This window comes from Pseudomonas sp. BN414 (genome assembly GCF_029871275.1).
Classification (GTDB): Bacteria; Pseudomonadota; Gammaproteobacteria; order Pseudomonadales; family Pseudomonadaceae; genus Metapseudomonas; species Metapseudomonas resinovorans_C.
The window spans coordinates 220,084-235,406 of record NZ_SSOL01000040.1; the positions used below are offsets into that span (position 1 = coordinate 220,084).

A 15,323-nucleotide genomic window follows, 5' to 3' on the forward strand; every position below is an offset into this window, starting at 1 on the left:
AATGGGCAACAGACTCCAGATGTGCTGGGACGACGGCGAGCGTGCTTTCTGCCGAGGACCGCACCCAAATGAAGGCGGCGACGACGTGCTGGTCGCGCGGGCCGCCGCCGAACAGCCTTTGCCGGCCAGCCTCGAGCGCCTCGCACATGAGTTCGGCCTCAAGGAAGAGCTCGATGGGGCATGGGCGGTCCGGCCACTTGAACTGGTGCGTGAGAGCAGTGGGCTTCTTCTGGTGCTGGAGGACCCGGGCGGTGAGCCACTCGAGCGGTTGCTCGGCGCACCCATGGAGATGGGCGCCTTCCTGGGCGTCGCCGTGGGCATCGCCACGGCGCTGGGCAAGCTCCACCAGCGCGGGCTCGTCCACAAGGACCTCAAGCCCACGCACATCCTGGTCAATTGCTCCGATGGCCAGGTACGTCTCACCGGTTTCGGACTCGCCTCGCGGCTGCCCCGTGAGCGCCAGGCGCCCGAGCCGCCGGAAACCATCGCCGGCACGCTCGCCTACATGGCGCCGGAGCAGACCGGGCGGATGAATCGTTCGATCGATTCGCGCAGTGACCTCTATGCGCTCGGCATCACCCTCTACCAGATGCTGACGGGCGCGCTGCCGTTCACCGCCGCCGACGCCATGGAATGGGTGCACTGCCATATCGCCAGGAAGGCGGTGCCCCCGAGCGAACGGGTGGCCTCGGTGCCGGCGGTGGTCTCGAACATCGTCATGAAGCTGCTGGCCAAGACCGCCGAGGAGCGCTACCAGACCGCAGCTGGCGTCGAACATGACCTGCGCCGCTGCCTGGAAGACTGGCAAATCCGTCAGCGCATCGACGATTTCCCCCTGAACGAGCAGGGCACGCCCGACCGCCTGCTGATACCCGAGAAGCTGTATGGGCGGGAATACGAGGTCGATACGCTGGTCGCCTCCTTCACCCGCATCGTCAACAGCAGTGCACCGGAACTGGTGCTGGTGTCCGGTTACTCCGGCATCGGCAAGTCTTCGGTGGTCAACGAACTGCACAAGGTGCTGGTACCGCCACGGGGGCTTTTCGCCTCCGGCAAGTTCGACCAGTACAAACGCGATATTCCCTATTCGACTCTGGTACAGGCTTTTCAGAACCTGGTGCGGACGCTGCTTGGCAAGAGCGACGCAGAACTGGAGAGCTGGCGCGGGGCGATGCGGGAGGCGCTGGAGCCCAATGCGCGGCTGATGACCGACCTCATCCCCGAACTGAAGCTCATCATCGGTGAACAGCCGACGGTCCCGGAGCTCGAACCGCAACAGTCGCAACGCCGTTTCCTGCTGGTGTTCCGGCGCTTCATCGGCGTATTCGCGCAACCGGAGCACCCCCTCGCGCTGTTCCTCGACGATCTTCAATGGCTCGACGCGGCAACCCTCGACTTGCTGGAGGACCTGCTGACCCGTTCGGACCTGCGCCATCTGATGCTGGTGGGCGCCTACCGGGACAATGAGGTGGATGCCGCACACCCACTGACGGCCAAGCTCCAGGCCATCAGGAACGCGGGTGTCAGGATCGACGAAATCAGGCTGGCGCCGCTGGCCAAGGCGCATATCGAACAGCTGATCGCCGAGGCCCTGCACAGTCCGCAGGCGCGCATCGAGTCGCTGGCCCGGCTGGTGCAGGACAAGACCGCCGGCAATCCATTCTTCGTCATCCAGTTTCTCCAGGCGCTGGTCGAAGAAGACCTGCTGACGTTCGACCATGACGCGCGGCATTGGCGCTGGGAGCCTGATCGCATCCATGCCAAGGGCTACACGGACAATGTCGTGGACCTCATGGTCGGCAAGCTGGCGCGCCTGCCCAGCGACACGCAGATGGCGCTGCAACAGCTGGCCTGTCTCGGCAACGTCGCCGAGATCACCGTCCTTTCAAGCGTCCTGGGCATTCCCCAGGCCCAGGCTCACGCCGTGCTGTGGGAGGCGATCCGCCAGGAGCTGGTAGAGCGGCAGGAGAGCGCTTATGCCTTCGTCCATGACCGGATTCACGAAGCGGCCTACTCACTGATCCCCAAGGCGTCGCGCGCCGAGGTCCATCTGCGTATCGGCTGGCTGCTCGCCGCGCAGACCACGCCGGAACGGCGCGAGGAGGCGATTTTCGAGATCGCTGGCCAGCTCAACCGGGGCGCCGCACTGCTGACCGACGTCTCCGAGCGTGAGCAACTGGCCGAATTCAACCTGCTGGCCGGCCAGCGTGCGAAGGCATCGACAGCCTACGCGTCGGCGCTTACCTACCTGTACGCCGGTGCGGAACTGCTGGGTAGCGATTGCTGGGCGCGGCGCCATGAGCTGAGCTTCGCCCTGGAGTTGAATCGGGCCGAATGCGAGTTCCTCACCGGGCAGCTGCCGGCGGCGGACGCGCGTCTGGTGACGCTGGCCGAACGTGCGCGTACGACGGTGGAAAAGGGACTGGTTGCGTGCCTGCAACTGGATGTCTGCCTGGTCCTCGACCAGAGCGACCGTGCTGTCGCGGTTTGCCTCGCCTACCTCCGGCATGTGGGCATCGACTGGTCGGCGCATCCCGACGACGGGGAGGTGCAGCGCGAATACCAGCGGATCTGGACGCTGCTAGGCGAGCGGCAGATCGAGGACCTGATCGATCTGCCCTTGATGGAAGATGCGGCCTCGCTGGGTACCGTGGAGGCGCTGAGCAAGCTTTTCGCGCCGGCCTTGCAGACGGATGCGAACCTGGCGTGCCTGACGATCTGCATGGCGGTGAGCATCAGTCTGGAACGTGGCAACTGCGATGCCTCGTGCGTGCTCTATGCCAACGTCGGCCGGGTGGCGGGGCGGCGCTTCGGTGATTACCAGGCCGGCTTGCGCTTTGGCCAGCTCGGCTGCGACCTCGTCGACCGACGCGGGCTGAAGCGCTTCGAGGCCAAGACCTATCTGTGTTTCTCGATCTTCGTCATGCGCTGGCTGCGGCCCGTGCGGGAATGCCGTGCGCTGCTGAGTCGCGCCTTCGCCGCGGCGAACAGGATCGGCGACCTTCCGTATGGCGCCTATGCCGGCAACAGCCTGGTCTCCGACCTGTTGTTCTCCGGCGAATCGCTGCCTGCGGTGCAGGCGGAAGCCGAGCGCGGACTGGCCTATGCGGAGAAGGTGGGCTTCGGCCTGGTGGTCGACTTCATCGCCACGCAACTGGCGCTGGTACGCACACTTCGTGGCCTGACGACCGCATTCGGCAGTTTCGACGATGCGAACTTCACCGAGCTTTCAACCGAACGGCATCTGGCCGGCAGTCCCGACCTGGCGCTCGCCGAATGCTGGTACTGGACGCGCAAACTGCAGCTGCGCTACCTGGCCGGCGACTATCCCGCGGCCATGGAGGCTGCCACGAAGGCGGAGGCGTTGCTCTGGACTTCATCCTCATTCTTCGAGGAGGCCGAGTATCACTTCTACAGCGCGCTGGTCCACGCTGCTGCGTGCGATGCGAGTCCGGCGGTCGAGCATTCGACGCACCGGGTCGCCCTGGCTTCGCATCACCGGCAGTACCAGGTCTGGGCAGACAACTGCCGCGAGAATTTCGCGGACCGTGCTGCCCTGATCGGCGCCGAGATTGCCCGCGTCGAAGGCCGCGTGGCGGAGGCCGAGCAGCTTTATGAGCATGCCATCCTGGCGGCGCAGCAGAACGGCTTCATTCATGTCGAGGCCCTCGCCAATGAGCTCGCGTCGCGCTTCTACGCGGCGCGAGGCCTCGGCAAGATCGCCCGTTTGTACATGCGCGACGCACGCTATGGCTACCTGCGTTGGGGCGCCGATGGAAAGGTGTGGCAACTCGAGACGAAGTACTCCTACCTGAGAACGGAAGAGCCTGCCCTTGGCGCGACCACCACCATCGCGACGCCGGTAGAACACCTCGACCTGGCGACCGTGCTGAAGGTGTCGCAAGCGGTCTCGGGTGAGATCGTCCTGGAGAAACTGATCGACATGGTCATGCGCACGGCCATCGAGCAGGCCGGTGCCGAGCGGGGCCTGCTGATCCTCTCGGATGGCGGCGATCACCTGATTGCGGCGGAGGCGACGACCGCCGGCGACGCGACGGAGTTGCTGCTGAGGGCTGTGCCGGTGAGTGCGGCGCTGCTGCCTGAAGCGATCCTGTTCAACGTCCTGCGTACACGCGAGAGCGTCTTCCTCGACGATGCGGTGGCCGAGCCCTCGTTTGCCGCGGACCCTTACATCCGCGAGCAGCGCACCCGTTCGATCCTCTGCCTGCCCCTGATGAACCAGGCGAAGCTCACCGGCGCGCTCTATCTCGAGAACAACCTGACAGCTCGCGTGTTCAGCCCGGCCCGCATCGCCGTACTGAAGCTGGTGGCCTCCCAGGCGGCGATCTCCCTGGAAAACGCGCGCTTGTACCGTGATATTGCGGAGCGCGAGGCGAAGATCCGGCGCCTCGTCGATGCCAACATCATCGGCATCATCGTCTGGAATGCCGAAGGCGACATCATCGAAGCCAACGACGCCTTCCTGCGCATGGTGGGCTACGAGCGGGAGGACCTGGTTTCGGGCAGCGTAGGCTGGCGCGACCTGACGCAGCCGGATTTGCGCCCGCAGAGCGAAATGGCCTTGGCCGAGGCGTTGCGGGCCGGACATGTGCAACCCTTCGAGAAGGAGTACGTCAGGAAGGATGGCAGTCGCCTGCCGGTTATCGTCGGCCTGGCCACGTTCGAAACCAGTCGCAAGGATGGCGTGGCGTTCGTGCTCGACCTCACCGAGCGCAAGCTGGCGGAGCAGAAGGTTCGCGAGGGCGAGCAACGCTATCGCGAGGTGCAGGCGGAACTGGCCCATGCGAACCGGGTGGCGACCATGGGACAGCTCGCCGCATCGATCGCCCACGAGGTGAACCAGCCGATTGCCGCGACCGTGACCAATGCCTACGCCGCACAGCGTTGGCTGAACGCGCAGCCGCCGGAAGTCGGCGAGGTGGGGCAGGTCCTGGGCCGCATCATCAAGGATGCCAACCGGGCGGCAGACGTCCTCGGGCGGATTCGTGAGCTGATCAGGAAGGCGCCGCCGCAGAAGGAGCCCGTGGACATCAACGCGGCGATCCGCGAGATGGTCGAGTTCACCCACGGCGAGGCCAGCAAGTGCGGTGCAGCGGTGCAGACGCAACTCGCGGAAGGCTTGCCATTCATTGAAGGCGACCGTGTCGAGCTGCAACAGGTGCTACTCAACCTGATCATCAACGCGCTGGAGGCCATGGGTAGCGTCAATGACGGCCTCCGCCAGTTGCACATCAGCACCGGCGCCGACGAGTCAGGCGGGGTGCGGGTAACGGTGAGCGATTCGGGGCCGGGTTTCGCGGAAAGTGCCGAACAGGTGTTCGCACCTTTCTACACCACCAAACCCACCGGCCTCGGGATGGGGCTCTCGATCTGCCGATCGATCATCGAGACCCACGGCGGCCAGTTGTGGGCGAGCGCCAATCAGCCGCGCGGAGCCGTCGTCCAGTTCACCGTGCTTGCCCATTCGCCGGTCTGATCGTGCCCCCGTGGTGTCCGCCCGGCAAAAGCCACGCCCTAAGGACGTGGTCATGTTTTTGTAGGAGCGAGCCGGGAATTCCGGATTACGACCTGGCAGCCGCCATCGCGGTGACTTCCACGCGCATGCCTTCAACGGCCAGCTCGGCCACGCCCACGGCGGCGCGAACTGGCCAGGGTTTGGCGAAGAAGCGCTGGTAGACCTCGTTGAAGGCGGGGCGGTCGGCCATGTCGGTGAGGTAGATGGTCAGGTGCATGACCCGGTCCATGGAGCTGCCGGCGCGCTCCAGCGCGACCTTCAGCGCCTGCAGCGTGCATTCGCTTTGCAGGGCGATGTCACCCAGTTCCAGACTACCGTCGGCGCGAGTGGGAATCTGGGTGGAGACCAGCAGGCCGCCGAAGCTGGCGACGTCCGAGGAGATGGATTCCGGATCGGGATCGGGGAGGAAGGTGAGGTCGTGGTTTGCCATGGCTATCTTGCTCGAGAAGTAGGAAAGCGGCCTGCGTGGCCACCGTGGCGGGCTCGGTCAGCCAGGCCCGCCGGGCGGCCAGTGTATAGCGCTGTGGACCGCCCCAGAAGCCGCAGGTCAGAAACGATCCAGCCTGAAGGTTGGGCGAGCAGGCGCTTGGTCCTCAATCCGCAAACAGCTCGAACATCAATTGCCTGATCCAGCGGTTAGCGGGGTCGCGGTGGTACTTCGCATGCCAGAACAGGTTGATGTCGATTTCGGGCAGCTCGACCGGGTGCGGCAGGGCGACCAGCCCGAAGGGCTCGACGCATGAGTCGGCGAAGCGCTGGGGCACGGTGGCGAGCAGGTCCGTGCGCTGGAGGATATGCCCGACAGCGACGAAGTGGGGCACCTCCAGGCGCACATCCCGCTCGATGCCCAGCCGCGACATGTGCGCATCCACCTCGCCGTGACCGGTGGTTGCGGCGATCACCCGCACATGGCCGTAGTGGCTGAACCGTTCCAGGGTCAGCGGCTCGCGGGTGGCCGGATGGTCCTTGCGGCACATGCACACGTAGCGATGGTGGAAAAGGCGGCGCTTGTGGAAGCCCGCCTGCAGGTGCGGCAGCAGCCCCACGGCGAGATCGACGGTGCCGTTCTGCAGGGCCTCGATCAGCGTGACCGATGTGTTGCGCACGGTGCTGATGCGGCATTTCGGCGCCAGCCGGGCCAGCGCGTCCATCAGCCGCGGGGTGAAGTAGATCTCGCCGATGTCGGTCATGGCGAGGGTGAAAGTGCGCTCGCGGGTCAGGGGATCGAAGCTGTTCTGGCGGCTCAGGGCGTCGCGCAGGGTCTGGATGGCCAGGGACACCGGCTCTGCCAGCTGCTCTGCGTAGGGCGTGGGTTCCATGCCCTGGAAGGTCCGCACGAACAGATCGTCCTGCAGGGCGACGCGCAGGCGCTTGAGGGCGTTGCTGACGGCGGGCTGGGTGAGCCCCAGGTTGTCGGCGGCCGTGGAGACGCGCCGGTCGATGAGCAACTGGTTGAAGACCACCAGCAGGTTCAGATCCAGATCGCGCAGGTCCATGGGGTGTCTCGGGAGGTGGGGGTGAGAGGAATATTCACACCCGGAATAGTCTGTATGCGAGTCGGTGCATTTATCAATATTCCTCGTATCGCCATGATGGTTCCACTCCAACAACAAGACCTTCATGGGTACGAACATGAGCAAGAAGCCTGCTTTGCGCGTCGGCATCATCGGCGGCGGAATCTCCGGTGTCGCCCTGGCACTGGACCTGTGCCGTCATTCTCATCTCGACGTTCAGCTCTTCGAGTCCGCACCTGCTTTCGGTGAAGTCGGTGCAGGCGTTTCATTTGGCGCCAACGCAGTCCGGGCCATCGCCGGCCTCGGCCTGGCCGAGCCTTACGGGCAGGTGGCCGACCGTACCCCGGAGCCCTGGCAGGACGTCTGGTTCGAATGGCGCCGTGGCAGCGATGCCAGCTACATCGGCGCCAGTATTGCGCCGGGCGTGGGGCAGTCCTCGGTGCACCGCGCAGACTTCCTGGACGTGCTGGCCAGCCGCTTGCCCGAAGGCGTGGCGTGTTTCAGGAAGCGCGCCGTCAGTGTGGAGCAGGAGGGAAACCAGGCACGGGTGCTGTTCACCGATGGCAGCGAGTACCGGGGTGATCTGCTGATCGCCGCCGACGGAATCAAATCCGCCCTGCGCAGCCATGTCCTGGAGGGTATCGGTGCCGCGCCGGCCGCTCCCCGCTTCACCGGTACCTGCGCCTATCGCGGCCTGATCGACAGCCAGCGCCTGCGCGAGGCCTACCGTGCCGCCGGGGTCGATGAGCATCTGGTGGATGTACCGCAGATGTACCTCGGCCTCGATGGCCACATCCTCACGTTCCCAGTGAAACAGGGCCGCATCATCAATGTGGTGGCCTTCGTATCCGACCGCAGCCAGCCCAATCCCGAATGGCCCGAGGAAGCCTCCTGGGTGCGAGAGGCCAGCCAACGCGAAATGCTCGACGCGTTCGATGGCTGGGGCGATGCCGCGCGCATCCTGCTCGAATGCATCCCGGCACCCACCCACTGGGCACTGCACGACCTGGCCGAACTGCCTGGTTACGTGCACGGCCGGGTGGCGCTGATTGGCGACGCGGCCCACGCCATGCTGCCGCACCAGGGGGCCGGGGCAGGGCAGGGACTGGAAGACGCGTACTTCCTGGCGCGCTTGCTGGGGGATCCGCACGTGAGCCAGGGCAATCTGGATGAGTTGCTCGCGGCCTACGACGCGTTGCGCCGACCGCGCGCCTGTCGCGTCCAGCGCACCTCCTGGGAGGCGGGCGAGCTGTATGAACTGCGCGACCCGGTCGCCGGCGACAACGAGCAGGCGCTGGGTGCGACCCTGGCCAGTCGCTTCGACTGGCTGTGGAACCACGACCTGGACGCGGACGTCGCCCAGGCGCGGTCGCGTCTGGGCTGGACGGCCCAAAGTCGCTGCGCCTGATCAAGCCGCGTCCTACCGGGGCGAGCCCTGCAGGCCGCTCCGGCTCTATAACAATGACAAGAAGAGCCATGCCATGCGTACCATCGACGTTTCCGCCCTGCTCGACGGGGCACGCTTCAATGCCTTCCACGCGCGCGTGCTGTTCTGGTGCGCGCTGATCATCATTTTCGACGGCTATGACCTGGTCATCTACGGCGTGGTGCTGCCTGCACTCATGCAGACCTGGGGCCTGAGCGCGCTCCAGGCTGGCCTGCTCGGCAGCTGCGCGCTGGTGGGGATGATGTTCGGCGCGCTGTTCTTCGGCCCATTGTCGGACCGCGTCGGACGGCGCAAGACGATCATGACCTGCGTGGTCCTGTTCAGCGGCTTCACCGTGGTCAACGGCTTCGCCAGCACCCCCGAGGAGTTCGCGATCTGCCGCTTCATCGCCGGGCTCGGAATCGGTGGCGTCATGCCGAATGTCGTCGCGTTGATGAACGAATACGCGCCGAAGAAGATTCGCAGCACCCTGGTGGCGGTCATGTTCAGCGGCTATTCGGTCGGCGGCATGCTGTCTGCCGGCCTGGGCATGGCGTTGATACCGCAGTGGGGCTGGCAGGCGGTGTTCTTCGTCGCCGTGGTGCCCTTGCTGGTGTTGCCGTTGCTGGTTCGCCAGTTACCCGAATCGATCAACTTCCTGGTTCGCCAGGGCAAGGTCGGGATGGCCAGGGAGCTGCTGGCAAAGGCCGCGCCGGACTATCAGCCCTGTGCCGATGATCAGCTTGGACTGGCCAAGGGGCAGGCGGGCAAGGCCGTCATTGCCCAGCTCTTCCACGATGGACGCACGCTGAGCACGTTGATGCTGTGGGTGGCGTTCTTCTGCTGCCTGCTGATGGTCTACGCCCTGAGCTCCTGGCTGCCGAAACTGATGAATGCTGCCGGATACGGCCTCAACTCCAGTCTCGCGTTCCTGCTGGTGCTGAACTTCGGGGCCATCTTCGGCGCCATCGGCGGCGGCTGGCTCGGGGACCGGATCGGTCTCGGTCGCGTGCTCTTCGCATTCTTCGCCCTGGGCGCGTTGTCCCTCAGCCTGCTGGCGCTGAAATCCCCGCTACCCGTGCTGTACCTGCTGATCGGTGTGGCCGGTGCCTGCACCATCGGCACGCAGATTCTCGCCAACGCCTGCGCGGTGCAGTTCTACCCGGCACATATCCGCTCAACCGGACTGGGCTGGGCCATGGGAATAGGTCGCATCGGCGCGATCATCGGTCCGCTGCTGGGTGGGGCGCTGCATGCGGCGCAACTGCCGATCCAGGCGAGCTTCCTGGCCTTCGCCCTGCCGGGCCTGATCGGCGCTGCTGCCATCCTGGTGTTCCTCTGGCACCGGCCAGGCAGACGGCTTCAGGCCCACGACGGGGTCGACAAGCCGCTGGAGTCCGTCTCCGGTTGAGCAGGTAACACCAAGACCGCCCCGGCTACCGCCAGGGCGGGCGTCGACGCCCCGGTGTTCAAGGACTCACAAGTCGAAGATGTATCCCAGTGCGGCGGCGCTCATTGCGAGGATGGAGATGATGATGGCCGGCCTGGATTTGACCAGGTCCAGGAAGATCCGCCTATTCGCCTTTCGAATTTCCCGCAGTTCACTTGCGGCTTCAGGGTGGATGTCGTTCAGGAAGTACCGGCTGCTGTAGATGAGATGCCGGGCGAGCTTGAGTTCGCTGGATTCAAGGCACGTGATGGAGAACATCTCATCGCCTTCGGGGCTGAGCCCGGTATTGAAGACATGAGAATCCAACCCGTGCCTTCGCAGCGCAGTGTTCAGGTATTCGGCGATATTCCGGTCTTTGAAGTGAAGTACTGGGTGCATATCCTTTGCTGCCTTTCCTATTCCGCGGAGCCCGGCTGCTCGCCGAGTTCGCTGGATATTTCTGGGTTTGCCAGTCCCTGGCCGTAGTGAGCAGGATTGGGACGCGCAGCCCCAATCCCGCCCGTGTCATCTTCAGCCGCGCGCCAAGGACGGGGTGCGCGGTGGGATCAGGCGCTTGGAGCCGGTCGACTCGAATGCCGACGCGAAGCGCAGCAGGGCCGAATCATCGTAGGCGCGGCCGGCGAAGGTCAGCCCGATGGGCATGCCGATATCCGCCATCACGCCCATGGGCACGGTGACGGTGGGGACGCCCAGGTGACGGATCGCCAGGTTGCCGTTGGCGACCCAGATGCCGTTGCTCCAGGCGATGTCGGCCGATTCCGGGTTCACATCGGCGTCCGCCGGGCCCACGTCGGCCACGGTGGGGAACAGCACGGCGTCCAGCTTCAGGTCGTCCATCCAGTCTTCCAGGTCGAGCTTGCGGGTCTTTTCCAGACCGCGCAGACCGTCGGGCAGGGTCTCGATCTGTTCCCAGGTCTTCAGGCCGCGCTTGGCCATATTGACGTATTCGTCCATGCCCGCGCAGAGGTCATCCTCGCGGTTCGGCAGGGTGCCCGGGTCGTGGGGGAAGATCTGCGGGCCGTCGACGTCAGCCAGCCTGTTCAGCTTGGGATCACCGTTGGCACGGAGGAAATCGTCGAAGCCCCAGCCGGACAGTTCCCACAGCTCGTCATGGAGGAACTGCTCGGAAACGAAGCCGCGGTTGAACACGGTCGGCGCGCCGGGACGGTCGCCCTCGCAGTTGGAAACCAGCGGGAAGTCCACTTCGATGACTTCGGCGCCGGCCGCTTCCAGGGCCTTGCGGGCTTGTTCCCAGAGGTCGATGACCGAGGCACGGGTATTGATGCGCTGGCCGGTCGGGCCGCCGATGCCGGGCTTCTCGCTGGTGCCGGCCAGTTCGTCCTTGTTGATGAACATGCGCGGTACGCCCAGCCGCTTGCCTTTGAGGGCTTCGGGGCCGGCGGCGAGGTCCAGGTAGGACGCCGGTCGCACTTCCGAGACGGCGGGGATCGGCACCCAGGGCTGCAGACGCCACAGGTCGCCGCGCTTGTCGGCGTCTTCGGCGACCACCACGTCGAGCACTTCCAGCAGGTCGGCCATGGTGCGCGCATAAGGCACCACGACGTCCATGGTCGGCGTCAACGGCCAGTTGCCGCGCACCGAGATCACCCCGCGCGAAGGCGTGTAGGCGCAAAGGCCATTGTTGGATGCCGGCCCGCGACCACTCGACCAGGTTTCTTCGGCCAGGCCGAATGCGGAGTAGCTGGCTGCGGTCGCGGTGCCCGCCCCATTGGACGAGCCCGAGGCGAAGGGGGCGGTGAGGTAGTTCGCGTTGTAGGGGCTTTCCGCACGGCCGTAGACGCCGCGCTGCATACCGCCGTTGGCCATGGGCGGCATGTTGGTCTTGCCCAGGCAGATGGCGCCGGCAGCGCGCAGGCGTTCGATGGTGAACGCATCGCGATAGGCGACCAGGTCCTTGAAGGCCGGGCTGCCGGACGCGGCGGTCAGTCCCTTCACCAGGTAACTGTCCTTGGCCGTATAGGGAATGCCATCCAGCGGTCCGAGCGTCCCGCCGCGCGCGCGGCGGGCATCGGAGGCTTCGGCTTCCTTGAGCGCCTCGGTATTACGCACCACGACCGCGTTGAGGGCGGTCGGCGTCTCGGGACCGTCGTAGGCATCGATCCTGGCGAGATAGGCCTTGACCAGCTCGACGGCGGTCGTGCGGCCGGACTCGAGCGCGGCGCGCAGTTGGGCAATGGAAACCTCGGTTACCTCGATCATGCTCTCACCGCCGGTGGTTGTTGGGTTGTGCATCGAATCTCTCCATCACGCTGGACGCTGGGTCCAGGAACATCAACTTGCGAAGACGGTCATCACATCGGCCCTCGTTTCAGCCATCACGCAACGGGGGGGCTGTAACCAGAGCCGGGGGTATTTGGCGCACTATTTTGCACCAAGCGCGAAGCCGCGGCATCGCTGGCGTGCATCAGCTAGCGAGGTTCCTGGCGGGACGATGTGGGGAGGGTAGTCGGATAGTGGCCAGCCGGACGGCTGAGCCTGAAATGACGAACCGCGACGCTCACAAGGAAACGTCGCGGCTCATAGCTATACCGAGTGCAATGACCCAGGAATCGTTCGGAGCCTTTCGGGAGGAAAAGCCACGAATGGCCCCTCAGTCGACGGGGATTACCGGCGGCTTGCCCACGTCCTTCAGCAGGAACACCAGGAACTTCGCGGGTTTGTCCTGGCTGGCGTTGCGTCCGACCGTGTGCAGGTCCTGCGGGCCTTCATGGAAACTCTGCCCGGGTATCAGCGTCACCTCCTTCCCGCCTTTCACGCCCATGACGATGGTGCCTTCCAGCACGTAGATGAAGCCGTGCGCATCGTGGCGATGGACCGGGTCGGCGCCGCCGGGCGGATATTCCACGGTGATCATCAGCACTTCCTTGCCGGGGTAGTCCGGAAGCGCCTGGGTCATGACCGGCTTGACGACCGGGGGCGGGGCAGAGGTTCCCGAGTCCTGCGCGATGGCGACCGTGATGCATGAGAGGGAGAAGAGGGCGACGAGCTGAGGGATTCGCATGTGGCGCTCCTGGTTCCGTCGAGCAGGATGTGGTGGCCCGGCCGCTAGCGCGGTGCGGCGGCTTGCTTGAGCCATTCCTCGAAGTGGGTCGCGCCGACGATCGGATTGGCCCCTGGGGTCAGCGACTGGTCGTCGACCGGTGCGCCGAAGTAGGTGGCTCCGGCATCCGCGATCACCTCCCGCCGGTCGTTGTTGTGGTCGAGGTAGGCCTTGACGAACCAGCCCATGGGCTTGCAGTCAGGCCCGGCGACTTCCGTTGTCCGATTGCTTGGCGGTTGTACCGCGATGTTGGCCAGGGCCTCTGCGACATCCGCCGAGGCGATCGGCTGCAGGGCGGCGGGCGGCAGGCGAACGCTATTGCCCTCGGTGCCGGAATGCGCGATGGCACCGACGAACTCGAAGAACTGCGTGGCCCGGAGGATGGAGTAGGGGACGCCCGATCCCTTGATCAGCTTTTCCTGGGCCATCTTGGCGCGGAAGTAACCGCTGCTGAGCATCCGCTCCGTACCGACGACCGAAAGCGCGAGGTGATGCTTTACCCCGGCAGCCTTTTCCGCAGCGGCCAGGTTGCGTCCGGAGGCCTCGAAGAACGCCAGTACCGCAGCGTCTTCGAATGACGGCGAATTGGCGACGTCGACGACCACATCGGCACCTTGCAGTGCCGCCTGAAGCCCTTCGCCCGTCACGGCGTTGACCCCGGTGTTCGGTGACGCCGGCAGGACCTCATGCCCCTGCTGGCGAAGGTTGTTGCAGAGCTGGGTTCCGATCAGGCCGGTTCCGCCGATAACGACGATCTTCATGTGCATGCCTCCTGTTGGATGACGCAGCGCAGGGTGCATCTGTCGGGGGGCAGCGAGTGCATGGCAGCCCGGAGCTACACTCGTGGCTGTATGGCGTGTGGGAACCGCAGCGGTCGCCAGGTGGCGTGACGCGCTTCGCCGCATCGCCAGTGATCCGCAATGACGATCACGTTATGGCCGGGGGATTGTTCCCGGAAAGGACATTGATCGTGGGATTTCAGCCATGAACCGGCACATCGGTTTTCTGGTCTATCCGGGCTTCGAGTTGCTGGACCTGAGCGGCCCGCTCGAAGCCTTCTCGAACGCCAATCAACGCTCATCCGCTGACTACCAGCTGACCACCGTTTCCCTGGACGGCGGGATGGTGCGCAGTGCCTGCGGCCTTTGTGTCCATACGGAGCCGTTGCGGCTGGTTGCCTTCGACACCTTCATGGTGGTGGGCGCGCCCGAGCCTCCCGAAGGTGAATGGGCGGCAGTGCTGGCCAGGGCGATCGGCAAAGTCTTTCTGCACGTGCGCCGAACTGCCAGTATCGGTACCGGCGCCTTCCTGCTGGCGGCGAGTGGACTGCTCGACGGGCGCACCGTGACGACCCACTGGCATTACGCAGCGCAGTTGCAGGCGTGCTATCCGACTGTGAGGGTCGATGGTGACCGGACCTGGAGCGAGGACGCTGGTTTCTGGACGTCGGCGGGGATGGCCGCCGGCATCGACATGAGCCTGGCGATGATCGAGCAGGACATGGGCCGGGAAATGGCGCTTTCCGTGGCACGCATGCTGGTCGTCTATTACTGGCGACCGCGCGGGCAATACCAGTTTTCGTCGTTGCTGGATTTCGATCCGGGGTCGGACCGGATTCGCTCCACGCTGAGCTTCGCGCGTGAGCACCTGCGGGAGAACCTCTCGGTCGAGCGCCTGGCCGAGGTCGCGAACCTGAGCGTCCGCCAGTTCGGGCGCGCCTTCACCTCGTCGACGGGCGTGACGCCGGCCAGAGCGGTCGAACGCATGCGGGTAGAAGCGGCACGGCCGCAAGTCGAGGATGGGCGGCAGACGTTCGAGGAAATTGCGCGCCTGAACGGCTTCATCGATGCCGGGCGCATGTGCCAGAGCTTCCTGCGGGTCGCGGGTCGAACACCCCAGGAGCTTCGGCGTAGCGCACGAGGCGAACGTGGAGTTTTCCGGTCTGCGTCATGACCTCTCAGCGACGCCGCCTGGCGACTCCACCGCCGGTTTCGGGAGAATCGGTTGTAATGAAAGAAGCGGTTACCCCAAGGTCAGAGGAGGTTCATGTCATGCCTGTTATTCGATTCCCCGTATGGGTGGTTGCCATGTGCCTGACGGTTTCAGCAGGCGCATCCTGGGCCACCGAACAGGCCAATCAACGCCGCGCCGCCCGCGATGTAAGGCAGGAAACACGGCAGGATGCACGCCAGATCAAACAGGACTGCCGCGCCGCCGACCAGCAGTACAACGCCCAGTGCCGGCAGGACAAGCGCCAGACCAAGCAGCAGGGGCGGGAGAGGGCGCGGGACATCAAGTACTGAGGATCCAATGGCCTGGTGGCTGTGCTTTGTGTA

The 15,323-nt window shown here is 65.2% G+C and carries 11 protein-coding genes; 5 read left to right on the top strand and 6 right to left on the bottom strand.

All coding sequences use genetic code 11. The annotated features are described in order from the left end of the window. The first annotated feature begins 1 nt into the window (after nucleotide 1). On the top strand, nucleotides 2-5,497 hold the full coding sequence (locus tag E8E95_RS07420) for a trifunctional serine/threonine-protein kinase/ATP-binding protein/sensor histidine kinase (protein ID WP_280349288.1): 5,496 nt from the start codon (nucleotides 2-4) through the stop codon (nucleotides 5,495-5,497). An 85-nt stretch (nucleotides 5,498-5,582) separates the two neighbouring features. On the opposite strand, the gene E8E95_RS07425 is transcribed toward E8E95_RS07420, so the two are convergent. Beyond that, nucleotides 5,583-5,966, bottom strand: coding sequence for a RidA family protein (locus tag E8E95_RS07425; RefSeq protein WP_280349237.1), 384 nt, complete (start codon nucleotides 5,964-5,966; stop codon nucleotides 5,583-5,585). Between the two features lie 163 nt (nucleotides 5,967-6,129). Next, nucleotides 6,130-7,032 (bottom strand): LysR family transcriptional regulator, encoded by a 903-nt coding sequence (locus tag E8E95_RS07430; RefSeq protein WP_280349238.1) that lies wholly within the window; start codon nucleotides 7,030-7,032, stop codon nucleotides 6,130-6,132. 136 nt (nucleotides 7,033-7,168) lie between these two features. Between E8E95_RS07430 and salA the strand changes: the two genes are divergently transcribed. Further along, nucleotides 7,169-8,458, top strand: a complete 1,290-nt coding sequence (gene salA, locus E8E95_RS07435) for a salicylate 1-monooxygenase (protein ID WP_280349239.1) — start codon at nucleotides 7,169-7,171, stop codon at nucleotides 8,456-8,458. A 73-nt stretch (nucleotides 8,459-8,531) separates the two neighbouring features. Next, complete coding sequence (locus tag E8E95_RS07440) at nucleotides 8,532-9,887, top strand: aromatic acid/H+ symport family MFS transporter (RefSeq protein ID WP_280349240.1); 1,356 nt, start codon at nucleotides 8,532-8,534, stop codon at nucleotides 9,885-9,887. Between the two features lie 66 nt (nucleotides 9,888-9,953). Here E8E95_RS07440 and E8E95_RS07445 read toward each other — a convergent pair whose 3' ends face one another. From E8E95_RS07445 to E8E95_RS07460, 4 genes are all read right to left on the bottom strand, one after another. Next, nucleotides 9,954-10,304, bottom strand: a complete 351-nt coding sequence (locus E8E95_RS07445; RefSeq protein WP_280349241.1) for a hypothetical protein — start codon at nucleotides 10,302-10,304, stop codon at nucleotides 9,954-9,956. Nucleotides 10,305-10,436: 132 nt separating this feature from the next. Further along, nucleotides 10,437-12,146, bottom strand: a complete 1,710-nt coding sequence (locus E8E95_RS07450; protein ID WP_280349289.1) for an amidase — start codon at nucleotides 12,144-12,146, stop codon at nucleotides 10,437-10,439. A 391-nt stretch (nucleotides 12,147-12,537) separates the two neighbouring features. Then, nucleotides 12,538-12,948 carry a cupin domain-containing protein gene (locus E8E95_RS07455; protein ID WP_280349242.1) on the bottom strand — a complete coding sequence of 137 codons (411 nt, stop codon included), beginning with the start codon at nucleotides 12,946-12,948 and terminating at the stop codon, nucleotides 12,538-12,540. A 44-nt stretch (nucleotides 12,949-12,992) separates the two neighbouring features. Further along, entirely contained in the window at nucleotides 12,993-13,748 is a 756-nt protein-coding gene (locus E8E95_RS07460) for an SDR family oxidoreductase (protein WP_280349243.1), read from the bottom strand. A 223-nt stretch (nucleotides 13,749-13,971) separates the two neighbouring features. Between E8E95_RS07460 and E8E95_RS07465 the strand changes: the two genes are divergently transcribed. Together E8E95_RS07465 and E8E95_RS07470 are read left to right on the top strand one after the other, a co-directional pair. Beyond that, nucleotides 13,972-14,940, top strand: a complete 969-nt coding sequence (locus E8E95_RS07465; protein WP_280349244.1) for a helix-turn-helix domain-containing protein — start codon at nucleotides 13,972-13,974, stop codon at nucleotides 14,938-14,940. 134 nt (nucleotides 14,941-15,074) lie between these two features. Next, nucleotides 15,075-15,290 carry a hypothetical protein gene (locus tag E8E95_RS07470; RefSeq protein WP_256873337.1) on the top strand — a complete coding sequence of 72 codons (216 nt, stop codon included), beginning with the start codon at nucleotides 15,075-15,077 and terminating at the stop codon, nucleotides 15,288-15,290. Nucleotides 15,291-15,323: the final 33 nt, after the last annotated feature.